This is a genomic window from Micromonospora sp. NBS 11-29 (assembly GCF_002140155.1).
Lineage (GTDB): Bacteria > Actinomycetota > Actinomycetes > Mycobacteriales > Micromonosporaceae > Micromonospora.
Genome location: NZ_NAPR01000014.1, coordinates 561 through 1307, shown reverse-complemented (window position 1 = coordinate 1307; position 747 = coordinate 561). Strand labels below are relative to the sequence as shown.

General features: G+C 77.1%; 1 protein-coding gene. It reads left to right on the top strand.

All coding sequences use genetic code 11. The features are described from left to right. Positions 1 to 12 precede the first annotated feature (12 nt). The gene (locus B1205_RS31920; RefSeq protein ID WP_441338528.1) at positions 13 to 576 is read left to right on the top strand and encodes a ketoacyl-synthetase C-terminal extension domain-containing protein; all 564 of its coding nucleotides are present in this window, start codon (positions 13 to 15) and stop codon (positions 574 to 576) included. Positions 577 to 747 lie beyond the last annotated feature (171 nt).

The following is a 747-nucleotide window of genomic DNA, read 5'->3' as shown; positions in this document are numbered from 1 at the left end:
CTCGGCGACCCGATCGAGGCGCAGGCGCTGCTCGCCACGTACGGGCAGGACCGGGGCGACGCCGGGCCGGCGCTGCTCGGCTCGGTGAAGTCGAACATCGGCCACGCCCAGGCCGCCGCGGGGGTGGCCGGGGTGATCAAGATGGTGCTCGCCATCCGGCACGGGCTGGTGCCGGCGACGCTGCACGTCGACGAGCCGTCCCCGCACATCGACTGGTCCGCCGGGGCGCTGGAGTTGGTCACCGAGGCCCGCCCCTGGCCGGCGGTGGACCGGCCGCGCCGGGCCGCGGTGTCCTCGTTCGGCATCTCCGGCACCAACGCCCACGTCATCGTCGAGCAGGCCCCGGAGGCCCCCGCGCCGGCCGCCGCCACGTCCGTCCCCGGGCTGCTCGCCACCGACGTCACCGCCTGGCCGGTTGCCGCCCGCACCCGCGCCGCGCTCGCCGGGCAGGCCGCCCGCCTCGCCGCCNCCGGTCCGCGTTCGAGCAGCGGGCGGTCGTCGTCGGCTCCTCCGCCGAGGAGCTGTTGTCGGGTCTGGACGCGGTGGCGGCGGGTGTGCCGTCGTCGTCGGTGGTGACGGGTACGGCGGCGCGGCCCACCGGCCCGGTGTTCGTGTTCCCGGGGCAGGGCGCGCAGTCGGCGCGGATGGCGGCGGGTCTGGTGGGTCGTGCGCCGGTGTTCGACGCGGCTCTGGCGGAGTGTCGGTCCGCGCTCGCCCCGTATCTGGATGTCGATCTGGTCGGGGTGT